Raw genomic sequence first — 21,153 nt, 5'->3', positions numbered from 1 at the left:
TCTTACATTTAGTTCCTATTAAATGCTAGTCTTAATATTTTATAAAAAAACAGAGGGACATTTCGTGTTCCTCTGTTTTTTCCTTATGGAAAAATTATTTATCATTTAAGTACGCTTCTTGACAAACTTCATCTAAGAAAGAAAAAATCTTTAAAAACGAAACATAATACTTATTTGTCCTTTCTTAACTTCCTCTCCATCAATTGTGCCATTTGTTGAGAATTCAAATCCTTTTCTTCATAGAGTTTATTAACGATGTTATGATAGTCCTCTTCATTACGATTTTGACTCAGTTTATTGGCAGCTTGAATTTCTTGTACTTTAATCTTAAATCCAACAATACCTTTTAGTTGTTTTTCTAATAGCTGAGGAGAAAGCTTATCCCATAAAACTGGATTTTTACGGTGTTTTTCGTATTTTTGCAGCAACTTTGTCAGGTCCTGTTTTAACTCTTCTTCGTCTAAAATGCTGGCTGAACCATATACATGTACAGCTTGATAGTTCCATGTGGGGACATTTTCCTCTTCATACCAGGAAGAAGAGATATAAGCGTGTGGTCCTTGGAACATAACCAATACATCTTCACAGGTTTCGAATGTTCTCCATTGAGGGTTCCCATAAGCCATATGCCCCGTTATATAGTCAGTATCTCCTTCTTTAATTAACTGCAATGGCAAATGAGTGGCAATTGGTTTCCCTTTTTCTGTTGTGACAATCGTGCCAAAAGAGTTTTTTTGAACAAAATCCCAAATTTCATCAACATTTGTGACTTTAAAATATTTTGGAATATACATAATAATCCACCTTTCAAAAAAGTTATATGAGTGTTTTGGTCATTATAAAGTCTATTTGTTCTTCATCACCCATATAAAAAGAGTGGGCTCCAGTTTGAACAAACCCCATTTTCTTATAAAAAGCAATAGCATTTTCATTTTTTTCCCATACGCCTAGCCAGATTTTCTTTTTATTATGTTCCATCGTAATTTCCATAGCTTTATTTAACAGATATTTACCAAGCCCATGTTTTTGAAAAGTGTTCTTTATATAAATCCTCTCGATTTCAAGTGATTCATCACCCATTTCTTCAGACTGAGCATCATTAGTATTGACCTTTAAATATCCAGCGACTTCACTATTAAAATAAACAAAAAAGAATTGCGAAGAAATATTGGATAATTCTTTTTCTAATTGTTTTAAGTTAAATGCCCTTTCCAAATAGGCATTCATATTTTCGAGTGAATTCTGATGCTTAAATGTCTCATTAAATGTTTCACAACTAATTTCTTGAAGTTTGCGTGAATCTTCAAGGGTACACTTTTTTATATTTATAGTCATTCAAATATGTCGCTCCTTTATATAATCAATAATTTCTCTTGTTTCCCTTTTTTACATATTCCCAGTCTTTTTCTATATTTTTTCTTACTCTTTGAAGAAGATTGAAAATGGTTTCTACTTCTCTTTCGGAAAATCCCTCTAATGCAACGATATTAGAATAATCATTTTCTCTTTTTATAAAAGGAAAAACATTTTTCCCTTTCTCTGTAGGAAAGAGTTTTTTAATTTTTTTGTTATGTTCATCTTCTTTCTTTTCAATAAAGCCATTCATTTCAAGTTTTTTTATAGCACGAGCTGCTGTTGTTCGATCTACTTTTATCATCTCAGCTAACTTTTCTTGAATGATTCCTGGGTTTTCACATATTCTTACAAGGTACAAATACTGACCTTTTGTAAGGTCATATTCTTTAAATTCTATATTACTTATAGAATCTAATGACCTTGCTATCATTCCAATTTCACGTAGAATTTCCTTCATAATTAACTCCTTAGTACATATTTTTATTGTAAATGCAATAAAAATGGTCTATATTAAATTTAAGCTATTTTTGTTGTATTTGCAACAAAAAATAATGATAAAGAGGTCGAGTAAAGTGAAATCTATTTTTTATGTATTAGGAATTTTAATATTAACCCTTGGTATTTCTTTCACTATACAATCAGACCTTGGAACTTCACCTTTTGATGCACTTTTGGTAGGACTGTCCATAAATGTGGGGCTTACTGTGGGAAGTTGGGAAATAATAATAGCTTTAATATTGATAGGTTGTAATTCATTTTTAAAAAGACAAAAACCAGAAGTTTTGGGGTTGTTAACCGCATTTATAACGGGTATTGGTATTGATATGTGGCTTTTTATATTGCACAATTTGATAACACCTGAACTATGGTACAGCAAAGTTGTTTGTTTTGGAATCGGCTTAGTTGTTATAGGATTAGGAACTGCAACATATTTATACACAAATTTTGCACCGATTCCAGTTGACCGATTAACATTCATCATACAAGAATTAACTAAAACAAATATATTTTTTGCGAGAACATTCATTTACCTCGTATTCTTGTTAATGGCAATGATTTTAAATGGACCAATTGGCGTTGGAACTTTATTAACCGTTTGTTTAGGGGGGCTAATACTTAATTACTTTATGCCATTTACTGAAAAAGTACTAGACCGCTTATTAACACACTCTAATACATCACCACATGATGATAAAGGTAAAAACCATTCAATATAGAATGCTTTTTATTTTTCTTGTTCAACTGCTAACCTGCCCGTTAGTTAAGTATTTTTCTTTACAATCTCTTTTATAAATAGTAACAAAAATATCTTTTTGTTTTGAAAATGAGTAACTCAACAATCTGGCCCTATACATAAAGAAAGAGCGCAATTCATACTCCAGAAATGCGACCTTTTCTTGAATAACTATAGCTTTAAAAGAAAGTTACCCGACAATAAGAGGTCAGGCGTAGGCGAGGCATCGCGATATGCGACCTGTAGATCGGGTATTTGTTAATGAATGGCTATATTATTTACCTACCGCGTAGTGCAATTGAACAACACCACTGCCAAGAGACTTGAAATCTAACAACTGGATATCCTTGTATTGGTAGTTGACTGTGTCAAGCAAAAGGCTGAGCCCCTTACCCTCCAACACAGGTACAATATTGAATAGTATCTCGTCAACAAGGTCTTGCTCTAAAAATGCATTATGCAGATCCGCACCCCCCGAAAGGAGTACTGTTTTATGGCCTTTTTCTTGCAAGTAGTTAAGGGCTTCTTGTGGTGAACCCGCAATCTTAATGCCAGGGATTTCTTTGAGGCTCTTAGAAACTACGACTATGTCAATATCGGTAAAAGTGCCACCACCACTTGCCTGGAAGCCTTCAAACGTTTTACGCCCTACTATAAAATTCCCCGCAGCTTTTGCATACGTCTCAAAATCGGTTAGGGCTTCCTTTTTGGGTGGATGTTCAGGGCTGGACTGCGCATAGTTACCATTAGCGGTCAATGTTGCCCAAAGAATTGTTTTCATATTCACTCCTCCTCATTTATAGATGGTTATAATAAGTTAATGGTTACCTTACAGAAATATAGTTGGTTCAACCTAACTTCCATCACTGCTACGACGTTCTTTCAAGGACTCTTCGGATAGATGCTGCAACTCGATCTGGTCGATCCTCTTGCACATAGTGAGAGGCATCACTCAGGGACTCAGTTTCATTCATTTGGAGGTATCTCTGCCATTTTGCCATCTCTTCAGGTGGAAAGCCGGCACTATCTTTAGTACCCCAAAGTATTTGCGCAGGTAAATCAGATAGCGCTGGCAGTTTCGATTCAATTTCCGCGAGCCACGATCGTGCCTTCCGAATCTGTCTAGGGAAAATCCATGTCGGTATCCTTGATTTTAGTGTTGGGAACGGGTCAGTATAGGCCTTTCTCAAGCTTTCCGTGACTTTTTCAGAATGGTAAATCCCTTGTGGAACAATGTTTTTGGCGAAGAAGTTGTGATGTGTCTGAAGCCAGTATCCGAGAGGCCATCCCCCCATTACCAAAGAAAAAATCTTCATTGGAAGGAGAGTTGCGGGCCAAGCCCAGCTGTTCATCACGACGATGCCGCATAAGTTTTCCCGGTGCCGAACGGCGTAGTTTAATCCAATCGGTCCTCCCCAATCCTGAACCACTAAAACAAAATTCTTTAGGTCTAAGCGATAGATGAAATCCAAGACCGCCTCCGAGTGCTCTTGTGGTGTAAAACCATAGTGGGAAGGCGCTTTTGACATACCAAATCCAGGGTAATCCAACGCGATAAGACGATAATCGTTGTGAAGCTCCTTAATGACATTTCGATAGAGATACGACCATGTGGGATTCCCGTGAAGGAGAAGAACTGTCGGCCCTTGTCCTTCGTCAATGTAATGAATATATCCGTCATGATAAGGTAGCCAATGGTCCTTAAATGGATACTCCGAATCCACTTCAAATGGTCTTTTCATTTCCTCCTCCAAATTTTTCACTCTCCTTTATTCAAATAAATATTTCTACTTTCCAGCTGGACTTTGGTACACGTATCTTTACCGAACTGGAAAGTGTAATCCAACAGAATGATTCATACATAAGAGAAAAAAATGAAATAATGGATGTAAAGAAAGCTTGTTTGCCCACCCGATTCTGTTGATGGTGCTGAGTCATAGCTTCTTCTCTCTTTGGCGAACCTGTTCGCTCATGTTGTACAGCATCTTTTTTAGCAAAGAAAGCATAAACTCATATTCCTCTTCATCTATGCCAACTCGGCTTTTTCTACTGATATCATGCAATACTGCCGCTACTTTCGGCAAAACTTCTCTACCTAATTCCGTCAAATAAAGGAGATGATAACGGTTATCGGCGGGGTTTGTTTCCCTTTGCACATACCCTTCTGCTTCTAGTTTTTTGATCGCCTTCGCCGTTGTTGTCTTGTCAATCAAAAGCTCCTCGCTTAGCGCTTTTTGTGAAATCCCTTCTTTTTTCGCGATCGTCAACAAGAAGATATACTGCCCGCTTCCGATTCGGAATGGCTGAAGCTGAGCTGTTATGAGGATTTGCAGATGACGGTATATAGCCGAAATATATTTGCCAGGCGGCGACCCAGCGCCCATGGAGGGCCTATTCATATCGTTGTCCACGAAAACATCAACTCCCAAATAGTATGTTATTGCAACTAATTATAGGATATTCCATATAGAGTGCTATTGCAACTATTTTTTGAAAAATAAACCTCCTTATTCCATTAAAAGGAAAAAGAGCGCTCATCCTTTTTAGGATAGCGCCCTTTGATAGAAAAACTATGAAGTTCCTATCTTTTATTTATTTCACAAAAAAATATTCCTTCTTTCGATCAACGATTTGATGGCCACGACCCCTGCAATTTTCTTAATTGAATAATTTGGCCTGTATGATAAGCATCATGAAGCATGATGTTCAGTAATTTCTCCTCAAGTGAATTTTGGTTAAGCTCTTGATCGGAAATTACACTCAATACCTGTTTTAAATTGCGTTGAGCGTTTTCGGAACGTTCAACGACTTTCCTCCATTCCTTATCATCATTTGATTGATCGGTAAGATAAAAGGTTTCATCACCGTCGAGATTATGTGTCCATTCACGGCCTTCCAAGTTTGCAGCAAGTCTCTCTTTGTAATAAATGAGATGATTAACGTTCTCCCAAATGGTTTTAGTTGCTTCTCCGGAAGGTTTCCAGTTTGCCTGTTCGGCTGTAAGTCCTTTTACAGCATCTTTAAACGGGGCATACCAACTTTCTTTATCGAATGTTGAATCTAGTACGTTTAAAAGCAAGTCAACTCGTTTCAAAGTAATCTCCTCCTTGAAAAGTTAGAGTATTAAAAGATCTCAATAAATAAACTACTTCTGTTGAAATTCTCCATTTTTTATAAAACATCCTGCTTATTACTATCCTGTTATTCTTATTCCCCAATTCTGATCCCTTGATTATTAACCTGCATATGATGAAATGACACTCCTGCAGTTAGTGCTTAGTTAATTAAAGTATAGGAGAATAATAGATTTTAGTTGGTTAACATCTCAAACAGATAAGGTGATAATATGGGAAGAAGAAGAGACAAGAAAAGCAACAAAAAAAAGTGTGTCATTGGACCTTTAAATGCGGAAAAGCGTAATGAGAAGGCATTTAAAGTTCGATATAAAGCAGCAAAATTTCAGAGGGAGGCTCCTCTTTTAGATCATCTGTGTAATGGGGACGAATGTTTGTTTCCTAACAAAATTGGAAACTTTTCAAAAGGATTACCGCATAATTCACTTGGTGAAGTGGACATTAATTCCTATAATATCTTTATTAAAGCACTTGACTCCAGTAAAGTGAATGATTTTAATTCCATACCTATGGGAGGTGTTGTGAAGCTTGCGAATCCACAAGGAGCTTATGTGTTTGATCTTATCGGATCTGATTGTCACAAAATGAGTATAGCTGTGCCGCCTACATTCAGTAGTTCATGGGCGGCAGGTGAAATGGTAGAAATATATTGGCAATCCCTCACTCGTGATGTACCTTTTCAAGAATATGATACCAACCCTCTCACAATAGCGGCTGCATCTGAGATATCGGGACTTTCAGATTTTCGTGGACCAAAAGTGCATGGAGCCGTTACGACGGAGACTTTGTTCCGTGGGGATACACCCGGTGATCTCGTTGGACCATACATCTCACAGTTTCTTTGGATGGACATTCCTTTTGGAGCAAGAACAATTACTCAGCAATATCGTACCACACCAGCTGGCTCCGACCACATGACATCGTATGAGGAATGGTTGAACATTCAGAATGGAGCACTTCCTGGGGCTCCGATATTTGATCCTGAACCTCGTTATATTCGTAATGGTCGTGATTTGGCTGAATATGTTCATCTAGATTTCACCTTCCAAGCTCCTCTTTCTGCTTGTTTGATTCTACAAGGCTTTGGAAAGGGAGCAATTCAGCAATCCAATCCGTACCTAAATTCAGCAACTGAGGGAGGTTTTGTAACTTTTGGTGCTGCCCACATTCTAGATGTAGTAACGAAGGTAGCCCGCGTTTCACTTGAGGCTGCATGGTTTCAAAAATTCTTGGTTCATCGGAGAATTCGACCGGAAGAATTCGGGGGACGAGTCCATAATCATTTAATTGGGAAAGCTAGGTACCCAATCCACACAGAACTATTGGATTCTCAGGTAGTTTCTAAAGTCTTCAATCAGTTTGGCTCTTATTTGTTACCAATGGCTTATCCGGAGGGTTGCCCTACTCATCCTGCCTATCCGGCAGGGCACGCTTGCATTGTTGGAGCAGGAGTTACGGTTCTTAAAGCATTTTTTAATGAAACATTTGTCATTCCAAATCCGGTAACAGTAACTTCTGATGGACTTTCTTTAATTCCTTACGTAGGGGCTCATTTGACAATAGGTGGAGAATTAAATAAACTTGCCTCCAATATTGCACTAGGTCGTGATACAGCCGGTGTCCATTGGCGTTCTGATGGAATTGAGGGCTTAAAATTAGGGGAAGCAGTCGCAATTGAGATTCTTAAGGACTTTAGTAAAACCTACAATGAGAGCTTTAGTGGATTTTCTCTTACCAAATTTGATGGTACTACAATCACTATTAAGTAACATATAAAATTAGATTAAGTTCATACTTGAACGAAATAAATTTATTTTAGATCCATTCATCAATTTCCCATGATGATCAGATTGGAATAATTTATATTAATGGGCAGTTACCCCACTTTAAGACTTAGAAGAACCCAAGACGTCTTACGGAGGAAAACTGGCCATAAAAACTCGAGGACGGACAAAACGTCCAATTAATTGAGTGCCAATTATTTTACTTTTTACCCTTTATTAAACTTTAGCTTAATTACATTATTTCACACATAAATATCCATTAAAAAATCACCTCACCTCTATGAATTGAAGGTGAGGTGAGATGAATTCAATCAAGCTTTACATAATCCCCTTCTTTGATTTGATTCTTTTCAAACCATCCAAGATTCACTTCAATTGCATAACGATAAAAAAGTCCTGGATTATAGATAGGACATTTTTCCTCTTTGCAAGGCACCATATCAAGTATTTTTAGAATTTTCCCATCTGAATCAAGAAAAGCAATAGATAATGGAATGAATGTGTCCTTCATCCAAAAGCCACCATATATTTTTTCTGAAAACACAAATAACATCCCCTCGTTTTCGGGTAATTTTCCAACAAACATTAAGCCCTTTTCTCTTTTTCTTTGAGTATCTGCAACTTGAACGGTTAATCGAGTTGCCCTGTTCCCACTGAGTATTTTTATCATTTTTGTTTTTATTCTATTTTTCATGTTCACTCACCTTCGAGTCTTATCATAAGCAGGAAAGAAATTTGATTTTTTGAAAAAAACGACTTTTCCCCTAATAATAAAAAGAAAGAAAGTTGGAGATATAACGAAAAGAAGAAGAAAAATAACTAGGCAACTCCTTTTCACTTCTAATACTTATTTTATGGTTTTAAATTTAATACTTTGTTTTCAATAATCACTGCAATAATAAATAAAAAGGTTTGTTCAACTAAATTGCCTTTACTTTAAGTGCATTCCTTCACAATCTCTATTTATAAACATAAATATCCACGAAAGAAGATCTCGAATATGGTACTTTATAGCCGAAATTGTTTTAATGAGAAAGCATCATTAGTAATAATTTTTTATTGATGTTAATAAGTTTTATATACTATATAAAGAAAAAAATTAATGCTTCTCTTCTTTTTTATAGAGAATTTTATCCAGGGGGAATCAATATGGAGAATTTCATTCAACAAATTAAAACGCTCTCAAGTAGAATAGAAAGAATTAGAGATAACATTCAAACTGAGGAAGCAACTAAAACGTCCCTAATTATGCCATTAATTCAAGCATTAGGATATGATATTTTTAACCCTGAGGAATTTGTACCAGAGTTCGTAGCTGACGTTGGAATTAAGAAAGGGGAAAAAATTGATTATGCCATTATGGACGGGGTGAACCCTGTTATCTTAATTGAGGCAAAATGTGTACATGAAAAGTTACATAAACATGATTCCCAATTGTTTCGGTATTTTGGAACCACAAAAGCAAAGTTTGCTATTTTGACAAATGGAATTCAGTATAAGTTCTTTACTGATTTAGAGGAACCAAATAAAATGGATGAAAAACCATTTTTCGTATTTAATTTACTTGAATTAAGAGATAATCATTTTTTAGAACTAGCGAAATTCAGAAAGAATTTTTTTAATGTGGAAAATGTATTAACTACAGCATCTGAACTAAAATATACGAATGAAATTAAAAAGTTCTTAACCCAACAATGGGAAGAACCAAATGAAGAATTTATTAAGTTTGTCTTAAGTGATGTTTATCAAGGTGTTAAGACAAAAAAAGTAATTGACAACTTTAGAGATATTCTAAAAAAATCTTTAACTCAATTTGTTAATGAAAAGGTAAATGATAAGCTTCAAAAGGCATTGAGTTCAACAGATGGAAGTCAAAGAGATTTGGATGTTCAGATTAATAATGAGGAAGTAGCTTCGACAAAAGAAGACGAATTAATTGAAGAACTTGAAAAGGTAGCAGATGAACCAGTAATTATAACAACAGAGGAAGAAATAGAAGGTTATGTATTAATCAAATTAATGCTAAAAGAAAATATAGATGCAAGTAGGATTTTTTACCGAGATAACAAAAGTTATTTTAACGTTTTAATAGATGATAATATACGTAAATGGATTTGTAGGCTAGGTTTTAATACAAGTAATAAATATATCCAAATTAATGATGAATTAAAAACAACATATAAATTAGAAAGTGTAAATGATATACTTTTGTATAAAGATGAAATTATTAAAGTTTCCGCAAAATATTATTAAAATAATATAATAAAATAATAGTTCATCCTTTTGGTACATAATAAAGCTACACTTGGTACCATTTTTATTAAGCCAAAGGGGGGAATTGGCTCACGCGCATGACTTAAAAAACGTGTTCCTGCGAGAGAGTCGATTCTGCTCTGGCATTTTGATATAAATGCTATTATTTCACGTTTCTTACATAGTGTAAGGAACTTTTTTTTATTTCTTAAAAACAGTCCTGTAAACGCCAGAATAAAGTTGACAGTTTCTGCTGATTAAGGGTTTACACTTAATTACCATAAAAGACGTGCACTTTATTTGGAGAAGTGGGCATGATAGCCTTGGTGGCAGAGCCATAATGCTAGATAGCTATGGCTTCTTGGCTCACACTCTTGCCCGCAGAGGCTCCAAGTAAAGTGACAAGATACCTGCTCCATCTTCCAGTAAAGTGTAAAGCAAAAGTCAGCAAAAAGTGTAAAATCCATCTCGGCGTCGACAAGTCCTCACAATAAATCGTTTGAGTATTTTCCATTTCACAAGGAGAACGGTAAGAGGTATAAATAATTTATAATATGAAGAATTTCAGGTTATAAACACCGCAAAAGTTGACAAATGGATTTTCTCATAGGTATAAAACTCTTTTGTTTAAATGTTTCACTGATAAGATGTAATTACTTTTTTATCTTACTCAACAATATTTCTCCTTAATTTAATAGTTTATACTCAGTTACAAGGTATGGGTATTTTTCCACATAGTAGTAAAAAATCCAATTTTCATCTGTAAAAACTATAAAAAAGTAGTAAAATAGTCTATATATTATATAGAAAACAGAATTTTAAGGGGGGTTAACATGAAAAGGGTATCGTTGTTATTGGTCCTATTATTAATAATTTCTTTTCAAAACATGGCGGGTGCACACTCTGGACGTACTGACAGTAGTGGTGGACACAATTGCAGTGAAAAATCAAAAGCCAAAGGGTTATGTACAGGCTACCATTATCATAATGGTGGTGGAGATATTTCTTCATCTACATCTAATTCTACTAATGAAACTTCTACAGAAAGTTCAACTAATCATTCTTTAGATAAGGATTGTTCAGATTTTGCGAGTTATGAAGAAGTAGTTGATTATTGGAATTCCAAGGGATATAGCAAAACAAACGATCCTGAAAGGCTAGATGGTTGGGGAAACAAGGTAGATGATGGTATACCTTGTGAAGCTCCAAGCGATTATGACACTTCAAAGATTAATGGAAGTCCAGCACAAATTGCTAAAGTAACAGCTGATCAGGAGATTGCAAAAGGAGAAAAAGAAGGTTATACAGCAGGGTTAAATGATGGTTCTAAAGGAAAAGAAGAAAATTTAAATGTAACGGGTTCAGATGCCTATGTTGAGGGTTATACAACAAGTTATCAAAAGGGTTATAAAGAAGGCATTCTGAAACTTGAAACAGAAAAAAAGAATGCTAATGAAGCGGGACAGGTCTTGGGTAGTAAACAGGACAAAATTGAAGTTCCAATAAAGTATCTAGAAAATGAACAACTAAAAATAACGTTTGAAGAAGGATTTAATAAATCCGTTTCAATAAGAGAAGAAGCAAAGAAAAAAGAGTTTGAGGATAAGGGCTACAAAGATGGTAAAAAGGATATAAATAATGAACCTAAAGATATTAAGGATATATACATCGAAGCATATCAATTAGGATTTGAAAAGGGTCAGAAAGAGCTAAAAGATGACTATATTAAAAAAGGGTATGAAAAAGCTTTTACAATGTTAGAGTACAAAGTACCACAATATGAGAATGAGAAATTTATTGAGTGGTATAAAGAAGGTTTCGAGTCAAACAAAGAGATTAAAAGCATCCAAGAAGCTGGATACAATTATGGATTTAGTGGTAAGGAATATAGTATTCCGAAAACCTATTTAAAGTCTGAAGTAATTTATAAACACTATTATGAGAAGGGCTTTGAAGATTATGAAACTGAGAAAAAGGAAGATACAGCAACCACTGTTGGTGGATTAGGTGTTATTATTTTTGGATGGTTGGCACGTCGATTTTATGTAGCTAAAAAAATGGTCGGATAAGGAGGATAGCTAGTATGGGAATCTATAGAACATTTTGTTATAATGTTGAAGATATTTTCGTAAAACTAATTACTAAAAAGCAAGACCATGAGCAAGTTACACAAAAAGTAGAGAATTATAGGAAGCAAAAAGAAGATGAAAAAGCTCGTAAGAAAAAAGAAAATTTAGAGAAAATGGAAGCGCTTAAAAAGAAAGAAGTTGAAAAAAGATTAGAAAATGAAAGAATAAAAAGAGAAAATGAAGCTAAAGAAAAACAAGAAGTTCTTACTTTACTGTCAAAAGTCGTTGACATAGACAACATGAACTATACAACGTATGAGTTCGATGAGGTAAGAAGGAATAAAGAATTTTTCAAAGCTCTGGATGAAAGAGTATTTGAGAAAAATGAGATAGGTCTTACATTTTTATTTTGTGAATTTAATAAATTAAGCAAGAAAGAGATTAAAGGTTATATAGTGGTGACAAATAAAAGAATACTTTTCTTAACAAAAGATTTGGATCATATGGAAAAGTTTCGGTATCAGACAATTATCAATGTTAGTTGGTTCAAAGATGGGATACTTGAAAAAGGACTTCACATTCAATATGGTAAGAAAAAATTAAAGTTTGATGAGATATTTGATTTAGACCAACTGAAGAGGGTTGGAGATCAAATTCTACATTTATCAATTAAGAAATAGTATAAAAAACTTGGATACCTTTTATATATTAACGTGTAAGGTTGTGACGCCCAAAAGCTTCATCGAAAATCATCGATAATAAGGAAGAATTAGCAAAAGCGGAGAAGGAACGTCAATTATTAACGGATGCAGCCTTGGATGGGAAGCAGATCGATAAGGAAAACATAGAGGGTGTCAAAATTAAGAATCAACAGGACTTTACTTATGAAGGAAATCAGCTTGAAATTACTGTGTCAGAAAAGCAGTCTACAGGGTTTATATTGGTAGAAAGAAAAGATGTAAATGGTGGGAAAATCGAGGTCACCCAATATCATACAAGAACAATAATTGAGAATTTTGATCTCACTGATGAAATCCGTCCCTTTGCTATACAATTAGTAGGCAAATCATTGAGTATAATAGAATCTACAACAGAAATAAGTATTGGAAAATTTGATAAGGAATTTACATTTTCTCAATTTTCGGAAAAAAAGATATATACTCATTTTCAGATGAAGGACAGATTTGGGGAGAAAATGTCCTCTACATTCGTGTGCCTAAGGGTGTTGAAGTAAAAGGAGATGTCCAATTTGTGAGGGAATAAGGCTCTAAATAACCGATAAAGTTATAGAAGGATTTATCTATCATTGTATTTTATAAACGGTCTAGCAACTATGCTAGATCGTTTTTTGTCTAATGAAAGGGATTAATAGGAAAAAGGCCTTTCTGGTACAGGTTAAAGAATCTAGTTAGACAAAAAAATTTGATGTACATCTCATCTCCAAGCAAAGACATTTTACCACTCACATATTAAAAGCTTAACCAGTTTATATCGGTAATTCATCATAGTTTTTTATACCTATTTTCAAATATTTACATCTAATTTACTCATTATTTACTTTGCCTTAATAATAATCTCCTATGATGAAGTAGTGCAAATATTAGAATAAATAATCGAATTGTCATACGAGAAGATAGATTTTCCCTACATAAAAGGACTAAATCCAGCATTTTTCCATTAAAAAATAAAGTTTGCAAAGAAGAGGTGAGGACAATCGGAAAAGAACATCTCTCGACAAGTAAAGTCCGAAAGGCCCCAGCCTTTCTAATTATTAAAATCGCATGCTTTTATTATTTATTATTTTTCATTTTAACCCAGCTTACCGCACCTACAGCTGCTTCCTTTAATGATACTCATAAAATTACTGGCTTAATGAAAGCCGGAACGTGGACAAGCTCATTATCTTTTGTGAAAAATGGTTCCGGGGCTATGGGTAAATGTGAGGGTATTTACGCAAAATTGCAAAACAGTCAAGATTCTGCAGCTGTCAAAGAACCTGTTCAATATGAGGTGTACTGGCTGCCTGAAGGAAATCAGGAAAAGCGAACAGTCGTCCATTCTGGAAAAATTCAAGTACCAGCACCTGGTGACACCGTAACAATAACCTATCATCCAACCAAAAATGGTGCATACATATTTCGATCTAATAAAACACCAGGTCATTCGGAAACCGAAGCCATTTGGAGTGAAGATGTAATAGTATCATGCAAAAAAGCTGAACATGATAATTCCAAAAGCCATCAACGAGCAGAAGACACTACAACTAAAGCCCCTCCGCAGTCAAGTCATCCACAGCAAGTAACAGAACAACAAAATTCAGACAAAGAACAAAAACACCAAACTAAAAAGAAAACCATTGAAAAGAGCAGTCCAGAAAACAACCACAGCATCTCGGAACCTTCCCCAAGCGAAACAAATGAAGAACCAACAAAAAATCCATCAGAGACTCACATTCCTTCAAACGAAACCAATTAGTGAAAAACCTAATAGGAGATGAATTGAATGATCAAAAAAACAATAAAAACCTTGAGCAGCTTGGCCACAAGTATCCTATTTCTCATCTTGATCCTTATGGCTGTTACGGTTATATCTTCAAAGGCTTCCGGCGGGGAACCGAATATTTTCGGTTATCAGTTCAAAACTGTCCTTTCCGGTTCAATGGAGCCTAGTATCCAAACGGGATCGGTTATTGCGGTTAAACCTGCCGAGGATAAGGAGCAATTTCAACAAGGAGATGTAATCACATATACAAATAAAGACGAACTTTTGATCACGCACAGGGTTGTTGAGGTGAAGGAAAGCGGCAAGCCGCTTAGCTATATTACAAAAGGGGACAACAATGACAGTCCAGATCGTGAGCCTGTCCTGCCGCAAAATGTGAATGCAGAGTATACCGGCTTTACCATTCCTTATTTAGGGTACTTATTGAATTTTGCCAATTCGAAAATAGGAAGTGCCATGTTTTTAATCATCCCTGGAATCGTCCTTATCCTCTACTCTATTTTCACTGTTTGGAAAGCTCTTGCAGAAATTGATGGCAAGAAAAAACGAGAAGTATTTGGTTCTGATTGAGTATTAATGCTCTCTAAGGTGAAAAAGAGCATTAGGTCAGTTTGTCGATTGCTCCAAGTCCCATTTCTTACCTCTCACTTCAGGGAGAGTCAAAAGTTTTCAGAAACATTTTTATAGTTGGGTCTCCGCGAAAGTGGATTCAATAAATTAAGTATAAAAAAAGGGAGGAATTAGGAATGAGTATTAAAAAGAGCCTTATCATGGGAGTAGCATCTGCGGCTTTGGGATTATCACTTGTTGGAGGAGGAACGTACGCTTATTTCAGTGACACAGAAGTTACAAGCAACACTTTTGCTGCTGGTACATTGGATTTAGCAGCAAATCCGACAACAATTGTCGATGTGGATAGTCTTAAACCAGGCGACTCAGTTACCCGTACTTTTAATCTTGAAAACAATGGTACATTGGACATTGAGCACGTATTGTTAGATACAGCCTACAAAGTCAATGATGCTGGTGGAGACAACGGATCAGAGGATTTTGGCAAGCATATTGAAGTCGAATTTTTATATAACATCAATAATTTACATGAAGTTATCTATAAAACTACTCTAGCAGATCTTAAAAAAATGACACCTGAAGCGGTTGATCAGCACGTATTTTATCCATGGTTAGGAGAAAAAGGCCTTCCTTCTGGTTCATCCCACGAACTTCTTGTTAAGTTCAACTTCGTTGATAACGGAAAAGACCAAAATGTATTTCAAGGAGATTCATTAGCTCTTGAATGGACTTTTGAAGCAAGGCAAACTGACGGTGAAGTGAAATAATAACGTCCAGGATTTTTAAAATATATCGAATCTAAAAAAAGAGTACCGTTACTAATAAGGAGGTTTTATACATGTCAGGTAAGGGAAGCGGACGTAAACAGTTTAATAGAAGGGATTTTATCAAACTAGGTGGCATGAGTACAGTTGCATTAACGCTTGGTTCTGCAGGGTTGTTGGGAGCGAATCCAACTGAAGCAATTGGAGCATCAAAAGGAAGCGCAGCACAAAAAGTAAATAATTCCTTTAAGGGTTTCGGACCATTGGTGAAGGATCCTGGCGGGGTTATTGATCTCCCAAAAGGGTTCCAATATCGCATTATTTCTGAAGAAGGAAAAACTTTGACAAATGGTGCACCGATTCCCGGGGACTTTGACGGGATGGCAGCATTTCAAGGTCCCGGCCATCTAACCATTTTAGTTCGTAACCATGAGTTAAGCGGATCAGAGTCTGCTGTACAGGGCAAAAATCCATATAACAAGCTGGCTCCAGGTGGAACAACAGCACTTGTCATTGGACCTGATCGAAGACTGTTTGCAGAATATGTCACTTCTTCAGGGTCCATGCAAAACTGTGCCGGCGGACCGACACCTTGGGGAACATGGTTAACATGTGAAGAAACGCGTGAAAATGACCATGGCTATGTATTTGAGGTTATGCCAAATGAACCAGAGAACAAGCTATCTAAAACACCAATTAGAGATATGGGCTTTTTCTCCCACGAAGCAACGGCGATTGACCCTGCAACAGGAATTGTTTATTTAACTGAAGATGACTTCCGGGGGAAAATTGATCCGAATGATCCTACGAATGATGAACGTTCAAGCTTCCTCTACCGTTATATTCCAAATGACACAAGCAAGCGTCCTGGTGCCTTGCAAAAGGGTGGGAAGCTGCAAGCAATGGCGATCGAAGAAAAAACAAATCCAGATGCTGACTTCATGAACCCAGGTCAAAAGTTCGGTGTAGTATGGAAGGATGTTAATAAGGAAGAACCTCATGACGATGCCCTTTCAAAAGGATGTGTACGGTTCAATCGCTTGGAAGGGGCTTACTTTGCCGGGGGAGTTTTCTGGTTTGACGATACAGCCGGAGGAGAAAAGCGTCTTGGACAAATTTACCGTTACATTCCAGCAACCGAAACGTTAGAGCTATTTTATGAAGGTACTGATGCGAATAAAATGGAAAGCCCGGATAACATTTGTATTACACCTTGGGGAGATTTGTTATTTGCTGAAGACGGGGATAACGGCAATCGTGTATTGGGAATCACTCCTGAAGGAGAAGTATACCTGTTTGCAAATAACCGCATGAACGGTTCTGAATTTTGCGGGCCTACGTTCTCACCTGATGGGAAAACCTTTTTCCTTAATATTCAATCTCCTGGCGTTACCTTTGCAATATGGGGGCCATTCCCTGGTCAAAACCCTGCACGTCAGCGTTATATGGGACATGCCGCACCTCCAGCAGCCTATGCTCCGAAGATTTCAGCTGAAATGAAGGAAGTCGCAAAGATTAATGGAATTTCCGATTTAGAAGCGGCAGCATATCTTCGTCACGGAGTACCTTTATTGTAATAATGACTATGGAAAGCACCTATTTCTCCTGGGAAACAGGTGCTTTTTAAATAGAACGAAAATTTTATTGCAGTGTCATAATAAGTACTTGTTATCTCACCCTAACCAAGTTTGCATCAATAAGCCGATTGCTTTTATAAGCAATCGGCTGTTTCATATTCTTATTGGATGCTTATTGATTTTTCAGATGCTTTACCATTTGATTCTACGCTTAATTTTATTTCCCCTTGCTTAAGTGCATGTAATTTTCCAGAGGCTGAATCAAAGACAGCGTCATATTTTTTTGATTCTAAGGCTTTGTTTGCAGCTTCGCCACTGCCGATAAATACGTTTTCACTTCCAGTCCATGTAACACTTGCCGGGTAGCGGAGTGGAAAGTTAAGGCCTGCTGGCTGATGGCCTGTTGCTTTTACTTCTGTTATTTCTCCAGAAGCAATCGTGCTTGGAGCATCTATTGTGATGCTTTCAAGAAGAGGGTTGACTTTCGCTGTAATCCAATTTGTTTGCCCATTGTTTACACCAGATATTGATGGCTGTAACCTTGCATTTGGCTGTACTCCAAACATTGTCCAAGAATAAAATCCACCGTTATCTGCCGCTCCATAGGGAGCCTTTCCAGCAGGACCGACTACCATATATGGTACGCCATCTACCCGTTCCATATTTACTGTGTGGGCATGTCCTGAAATGTACATAGCTCCTTTACCGCCTGACATTTCTCTAAACACTGTCAGCCACGATTCAATGAGCTCTGCTTCTTTTCGATCGCTCAATTGGCTGTTCTTTGTTGAAAGCGGATCGCGTGTAGGGTGATGACCGAAAACGACTAGATTTCTTATTTCAGGATCCTTCATGGCTTTATCAATTGTTTTCCTCAATTCGACTAATTGTTGAAAGTCTGAAGTCCGAAAGCTTCCTGAAGAGGAGTCTAGTAACACAAATTGTGTACCCTTATGGGCAAAGGAATAACGGTTTTGTCCGAAACTTTTCTTAAAGTTATCTAAATTGCCAGTTCCCATAATCTCGTGATTTCCTGGAACATAATAAATAGGGAAACGGTCACCGACTTCCTCGTCCAGGATTTTCTTTGCTAACGCAAAGTCTTCAGGGTATGCAGTATCTACAAAATCTCCGCCAATTACTAAAAATTCAGGTTTTTCCTTTACAATTTGCTGCAAGCTTTCTCGGGCGATCTTAACCTGCTGACTATTTGGTGATCGACCAACAAATTGGCTGTCAGCGAGAATGGCGAATTTCCAGCGTTCCTTGCCAATTTCGTCATTTTGCAAAATAAATGAATCTTTTGTTTTTGCTGAGGTTGGAACGTCAACGGTTGGGCTTACTTTAACTGTTAAATCATCATAGATGAGCTCGCCGTTATATTGCTTAGATTTGTTCGTTTCAATCGCTCCGATGGTTCTTAGTTCCAGCGGATAAACGACACCGCTTGGCACCGCAATTTCGACTTGTTTCCAGCCTGTCCATGTGACATATGGACCATACAAATAATGATAACGGCCATCAGCCCCTTTTGTTGTAAAGGACATCCATTCCCCTTTGCCGTCACCTTTTACCCATACGCTGATTGACTGGGGTTCGCCGGGAAGCTTTATCGGCTCTGCCGGGTGGACGTTTGCCGTTCTGGTTCCGGTTGATTGGGTGAAGTCAAATTTTACTTTCACGCCATTTTTATTTCGGCCTTCTGCCGGTTCAATCGTTCCCGATCCGCGGGCAGAAGAAAAGCTCCACTTTGACAAATCTTCCATTTCTGATACCGTTTCTGTTTTTAAGCCAATCGTTACAGGAAGGTATGCTTCCTTGCCGTTTACTGTCATCGTTACAAGGGCAGAGCCTTCCTTTACTTTCGGCGTCACTAAGAAATTGCCAGCTTCTGTTTGTTCAATTTTAATTACGGATTGATCGTAGGATAAAGAAACATCTTGGGGTTCAATTGGAGCGCTGTAACCATTTCCATCATAGCCAGTAACGAAGAATTCGTCATTTGCCCCTTCTGCCAGACCAAGCCTTGATTTGTTTGACTCAATCCGATCCAATTGGTTGAGCACATGAACACGGCTAATTCCTTTTACTCCTTTTACGGATGCTTCAGCATTGGCTCTGCCTGGTTTTTCAGCAGTGAATACGCCATCTTTTGCAAATGTTCCAAATTTAGAAGGATATGTTTTCCATTTAATCTCTTTTGTCTCGATTGGATCGTAAGCATCATCATAGCCTTTTGCTGTGAATTTTCTTGTTAGACCCGGGAATACACGAATCGCATTTTCTAATTGAGTTTGAGTAAAAACATTCAAGCCTGTTAGCTTCCCGTTTCCTTTTTCCGTATAAATTCCTATGCCGTTTGGAACGGGTCGTTCGTGACCATCAGAAGGAACATTGACAACTTTCGGATCCTCTTCTCCAGGAGTGCGAGCGAGCATGGTTGTTGAACCGCCGCCATCGAGGTTCAATGAATGGTAGGAACCAAACTCTTTCATTAGATGGCCCATTTCTTGAAGTGTCATACCCCGGCTGCTTGTCTGGCGGCCGTCAACTGTTACTAAATACATCTCTTTTCCATCCTTCGAGTAGCCGACCGCGGTTCGAGGGGCCGTTACTTGATCATCAAGCGTTTGTACTTCACCGTCCTTAACTAAAACAGGATTTCCGCCGATCGCAAATTGAAATGGCTTTCCATTTGAAGCTTTTGGTTCATATTGGATAGAAACCTCATCTCCAACATTCAATTGCTTGAGTTTTGCTGCTCCTTCTTCGCGTCCTACTAAAACCAATGTGTTTTCTTCAATGCTCCCTGTGCCAATCTCTTCTTTCGCTTCAATAACTTTCCCGTTTTTTACGATTATTTCATAAACAGACTTTGAATTAAAAACTGCAGCGCTTCTTGATGCTTTTCCCCATAAAGGTGTAAATAACCCAATGCCGTTTGCTGGAATGCTGCTTTGGTTTAATGCCGCAAGAGAATGCTGGCTGCTTTGGAAACTTACTGTTCCTGCTAACATAATGCTTGCCAGCTGTCCAATGCCCTCTGTACTTACACCAGCTGACTGTTCTCTTCCTGGATTAGCTCCTTTAATAAGCTTGCCTTTTTCAATCTCAGCGCCGATTGGAGCTTTCGTTCCGTTAATGTCAAAGAAGTCTCCGTTTACACCAGCGATTGCACCGTTCCGTTTTGCTGCAAAAGATAATGGTTCGGCACTTGATACATGACCAGGGTGCAATAGGTCAGCCGATACCGCTTTGTTGCCAAGATCTACTTTTAATATTTCACCGTTCAACCAACCGCGCGCATCAAACCGTTCAAAAGTCGTTAATTCAACACCTTTTCCGATTGTTGTTTTTTGAAGGTTTGTAACAAGTGTAGAACCACTTTCTTCATTTAGTACTGTTTGCGGTTCATCTTTTTTGGATGAGATTGGTGCCTGTTTATCTTCAACAGGAGACCGGTCAAACTTTGCAGCTGGCGGAGCAGCCATTGCAAATGGTGTAAATAGACTAGTGAATAGAGCAACAGTAACAACCCAAATTAACCAAAACCGTTTCATTATACTCCTCCAAATCCATTTATTTGTAATACACTATTAAACTAGCAATTATTTATTAATCAAATATGTAACTTTTGTAAAGAAATAGATATATTTCCTTATTTAAGGATAATTAGGAAAATAGAAGGAGAACCAGATAAATGAAGATAGGTGGCAGTGCCTATTAAGTAAAAAAGAGGTTTTTTACTCTTAAGATGCAGCTTGTTTTATGGATTGATGAAAATATGAATCATTTTTTCTATCAAGAAACAAATATAACCTTCCTATGAAGGTATTATTTAATTTATTACAAATAAGTAGAGTTTTAAAAGGCTGCTTGGGGATTGGATTGGATGCTAGAATCTTGGGGA

At 37.0% G+C, this 21,153-nt stretch carries 19 protein-coding genes; 10 read left to right on the top strand and 9 right to left on the bottom strand.

Annotation, left to right across the window (positions count from 1 at the left end; all coding sequences use genetic code 11):
• Positions 1-170: 170 nt before the first annotated feature.
• The 3 genes from IC621_RS19210 to IC621_RS19200 are packed head-to-tail and all read right to left on the bottom strand — an operon-like array spanning position 171 to position 1,813.
• Positions 171-794, bottom strand: a complete 624-nt coding sequence (locus IC621_RS19210; protein WP_191160449.1) for an FMN-binding negative transcriptional regulator — start codon at positions 792-794, stop codon at positions 171-173.
• Positions 795-816: 22 nt separating this feature from the next.
• Positions 817-1,335 (bottom strand): GNAT family N-acetyltransferase, encoded by a 519-nt coding sequence (locus IC621_RS19205; RefSeq protein ID WP_191160447.1) that lies wholly within the window; start codon positions 1,333-1,335, stop codon positions 817-819.
• A gap of 25 nt (positions 1,336-1,360) precedes the next feature.
• Positions 1,361-1,813 carry a MarR family winged helix-turn-helix transcriptional regulator gene (locus IC621_RS19200; RefSeq protein WP_191160445.1) on the bottom strand — a complete coding sequence of 151 codons (453 nt, stop codon included), beginning with the start codon at positions 1,811-1,813 and terminating at the stop codon, positions 1,361-1,363.
• 115 nt (positions 1,814-1,928) lie between these two features.
• On the opposite strand from IC621_RS19200, the gene IC621_RS19195 reads away from it, so the two are divergent.
• Positions 1,929-2,573: a YczE/YyaS/YitT family protein gene (locus IC621_RS19195; RefSeq protein WP_191160443.1), complete on the top strand. Its 645-nt coding sequence runs from the start codon at positions 1,929-1,931 to the stop codon at positions 2,571-2,573.
• Between the two features lie 291 nt (positions 2,574-2,864).
• Here IC621_RS19195 and IC621_RS19190 read toward each other — a convergent pair whose 3' ends face one another.
• From IC621_RS19190 to IC621_RS19175, 4 genes are all read right to left on the bottom strand, one after another.
• A complete protein-coding gene (locus tag IC621_RS19190) occupies positions 2,865-3,371 on the bottom strand; it encodes a dihydrofolate reductase family protein (protein ID WP_191160441.1) in 507 nt (168 codons plus the stop codon).
• An 88-nt stretch (positions 3,372-3,459) separates the two neighbouring features.
• Positions 3,460-4,353, bottom strand: coding sequence for an alpha/beta fold hydrolase (locus IC621_RS19185; RefSeq protein ID WP_318153090.1), 894 nt, complete (start codon positions 4,351-4,353; stop codon positions 3,460-3,462).
• 171 nt (positions 4,354-4,524) lie between these two features.
• Entirely contained in the window at positions 4,525-5,001 is a 477-nt protein-coding gene (locus tag IC621_RS19180) for a MarR family winged helix-turn-helix transcriptional regulator (RefSeq protein ID WP_318153089.1), read from the bottom strand.
• A 212-nt stretch (positions 5,002-5,213) separates the two neighbouring features.
• Entirely contained in the window at positions 5,214-5,684 is a 471-nt protein-coding gene (locus IC621_RS19175) for a DinB family protein (RefSeq protein WP_191160439.1), read from the bottom strand.
• Between the two features lie 252 nt (positions 5,685-5,936).
• Here IC621_RS19175 and IC621_RS19170 point away from each other — a divergent pair, with 252 nt between their 5' ends.
• Positions 5,937-7,493, top strand: a complete 1,557-nt coding sequence (locus IC621_RS19170) for a vanadium-dependent haloperoxidase (protein WP_191160437.1) — start codon at positions 5,937-5,939, stop codon at positions 7,491-7,493.
• Positions 7,494-7,815: 322 nt separating this feature from the next.
• Here IC621_RS19170 and IC621_RS19165 read toward each other — a convergent pair whose 3' ends face one another.
• Positions 7,816-8,202: a DUF192 domain-containing protein gene (locus IC621_RS19165; protein WP_191160435.1), complete on the bottom strand. Its 387-nt coding sequence runs from the start codon at positions 8,200-8,202 to the stop codon at positions 7,816-7,818.
• Positions 8,203-8,657: 455 nt separating this feature from the next.
• Between IC621_RS19165 and IC621_RS19160 the strand changes: the two genes are divergently transcribed.
• From IC621_RS19160 to IC621_RS19125, 8 genes are all read left to right on the top strand, one after another.
• Positions 8,658-9,761, top strand: a complete 1,104-nt coding sequence (locus IC621_RS19160) for a type I restriction endonuclease (protein ID WP_191160433.1) — start codon at positions 8,658-8,660, stop codon at positions 9,759-9,761.
• An 833-nt stretch (positions 9,762-10,594) separates the two neighbouring features.
• Complete coding sequence (locus tag IC621_RS19155; protein ID WP_191160431.1) at positions 10,595-11,830, top strand: YHYH domain-containing protein; 1,236 nt, start codon at positions 10,595-10,597, stop codon at positions 11,828-11,830.
• Positions 11,831-11,844: 14 nt separating this feature from the next.
• A complete protein-coding gene (locus tag IC621_RS19150; protein WP_191160429.1) occupies positions 11,845-12,510 on the top strand; it encodes a PH domain-containing protein in 666 nt (221 codons plus the stop codon).
• Between the two features lie 134 nt (positions 12,511-12,644).
• Entirely contained in the window at positions 12,645-13,064 is a 420-nt protein-coding gene (locus IC621_RS19145; RefSeq protein ID WP_191160427.1) for a hypothetical protein, read from the top strand.
• A gap of 470 nt (positions 13,065-13,534) precedes the next feature.
• Positions 13,535-14,305, top strand: coding sequence for an amyloid fiber anchoring/assembly protein TapA (tapA, locus tag IC621_RS19140; RefSeq protein WP_191160425.1), 771 nt, complete (start codon positions 13,535-13,537; stop codon positions 14,303-14,305).
• A gap of 27 nt (positions 14,306-14,332) precedes the next feature.
• Positions 14,333-14,902, top strand: coding sequence for a signal peptidase I SipW (gene sipW / locus IC621_RS19135; protein ID WP_224752649.1), 570 nt, complete (start codon positions 14,333-14,335; stop codon positions 14,900-14,902).
• A 176-nt stretch (positions 14,903-15,078) separates the two neighbouring features.
• A complete protein-coding gene (locus IC621_RS19130; protein ID WP_191160423.1) occupies positions 15,079-15,669 on the top strand; it encodes a CalY family protein in 591 nt (196 codons plus the stop codon).
• A 71-nt stretch (positions 15,670-15,740) separates the two neighbouring features.
• Positions 15,741-17,243, top strand: coding sequence for an alkaline phosphatase PhoX (locus IC621_RS19125; protein WP_191160421.1), 1,503 nt, complete (start codon positions 15,741-15,743; stop codon positions 17,241-17,243).
• Between the two features lie 161 nt (positions 17,244-17,404).
• Here the strand turns inward: IC621_RS19125 and IC621_RS19120 are convergent, their stop codons facing one another.
• Positions 17,405-20,803: a phosphodiester glycosidase family protein gene (locus IC621_RS19120; protein ID WP_191160419.1), complete on the bottom strand. Its 3,399-nt coding sequence runs from the start codon at positions 20,801-20,803 to the stop codon at positions 17,405-17,407.
• Positions 20,804-21,153: the final 350 nt, after the last annotated feature.

It is taken from the genome of Metabacillus arenae (assembly GCF_014773385.1).
In the GTDB taxonomy this organism is placed as follows: Bacteria; Bacillota; Bacilli; order Bacillales; family Bacillaceae; genus Metabacillus_D; species Metabacillus_D arenae.
This window is presented reverse-complemented; position numbering and strand designations above follow the sequence as displayed.

Coding starts and splice junctions, on each gene's coding strand:
- IC621_RS19210 (WP_191160449.1), bottom strand. CDS start 794: ATGTATATTCCAAAATATTTTAAAGTCACAAATGTTGATGAAATTTGG.
- IC621_RS19205 (WP_191160447.1), bottom strand. CDS start 1,335: ATGACTATAAATATAAAAAAGTGTACCCTTGAAGATTCACGCAAACTT.
- IC621_RS19200 (WP_191160445.1), bottom strand. CDS start 1,813: ATGAAGGAAATTCTACGTGAAATTGGAATGATAGCAAGGTCATTAGAT.
- IC621_RS19190 (WP_191160441.1), bottom strand. CDS start 3,371: ATGAAAACAATTCTTTGGGCAACATTGACCGCTAATGGTAACTATGCG.
- IC621_RS19170 (WP_191160437.1), top strand. CDS start 5,937: ATGGGAAGAAGAAGAGACAAGAAAAGCAACAAAAAAAAGTGTGTCATT.
- IC621_RS19165 (WP_191160435.1), bottom strand. CDS start 8,202: ATGAAAAATAGAATAAAAACAAAAATGATAAAAATACTCAGTGGGAAC.
- IC621_RS19160 (WP_191160433.1), top strand. CDS start 8,658: ATGGAGAATTTCATTCAACAAATTAAAACGCTCTCAAGTAGAATAGAA.
- IC621_RS19155 (WP_191160431.1), top strand. CDS start 10,595: ATGAAAAGGGTATCGTTGTTATTGGTCCTATTATTAATAATTTCTTTT.
- IC621_RS19150 (WP_191160429.1), top strand. CDS start 11,845: ATGGGAATCTATAGAACATTTTGTTATAATGTTGAAGATATTTTCGTA.
- sipW (WP_224752649.1), top strand. CDS start 14,333: ATGATCAAAAAAACAATAAAAACCTTGAGCAGCTTGGCCACAAGTATC.
- IC621_RS19130 (WP_191160423.1), top strand. CDS start 15,079: ATGAGTATTAAAAAGAGCCTTATCATGGGAGTAGCATCTGCGGCTTTG.
- IC621_RS19125 (WP_191160421.1), top strand. CDS start 15,741: ATGTCAGGTAAGGGAAGCGGACGTAAACAGTTTAATAGAAGGGATTTT.
- IC621_RS19120 (WP_191160419.1), bottom strand. CDS start 20,803: ATGAAACGGTTTTGGTTAATTTGGGTTGTTACTGTTGCTCTATTCACT.